The 675-nt window shown below is 66.5% G+C and carries 1 protein-coding gene; it reads left to right on the forward strand.

From position 1 onward, the window contains the following. Nucleotides 1-316, forward strand: a 316-nt coding sequence (locus tag JNK74_29080; protein MBL7650234.1) for a transposase, incomplete at its 5' end; no start/stop codon positions are given. Between the last annotated feature and the right edge of the window lie 359 nt (nucleotides 317-675).

The raw sequence follows: 675 nt of genomic DNA on the forward strand, positions 1-675 counted from the left end.
GAGCGGCGGGCGGGAGTGGCGCGGCGGGATCACCAAGGCGGGGAATAGTCACTGCCGGCACGTCCTGGTCCAGGCGGCGTGGAGCTACCGCCATCGGCCGAAAGTGGCGGCGGCGCTTCGGGCCCGTCAGCGGCACCAACCGGCGTCGATAGTGGCCCACGCTTGGAAAGCGCAGCAGCGGTTGCACACGCTGTTCCAGCATCTCAGTTACCGGAAGGAGACGAAGATCGCGGCCGTGGCGGTCGCGCGGGAGCTGGTCGGGTTTCTCTGGGCGGTGATGCAGGACGTCCCCGGTCCGACGACGGGCGCCGCCTGACCGGACGAGGGAGAGAGAGAGAGAGAGAGAGAGAGAGAGGCGGCGGGTGTTCGGGGCACGATCTGGGGGGAACCCTCGCAAGTCGTTATGCGGTACGTCGCAGCCCAACGGAACCCGTGTGTCTAGTTCGAGGTCGCTCCCGACGCATCGACTTCGTGCCGCTCCAGCGGGGTCACCCGCTGACCGGCGTATATCAGCAGGATGATCGGCGAAGCAGCCTCGGCCCCGTCGTCACTCCCACGCGTTACGTGATCGGAGGGAGGAGGACCGCATGTCCGGTTGAGATCGAGCCTCTTGACAGCAGCCCAGTCATATCAACGACTAGTAGTTCTGCTGCGAAGGCGCGCAGCGCCTTCGTC

Source organism: Candidatus Hydrogenedentota bacterium, assembly GCA_016791475.1.
GTDB lineage: Bacteria > Hydrogenedentota > Hydrogenedentia > Hydrogenedentales > JAEUWI01 > JAEUWI01.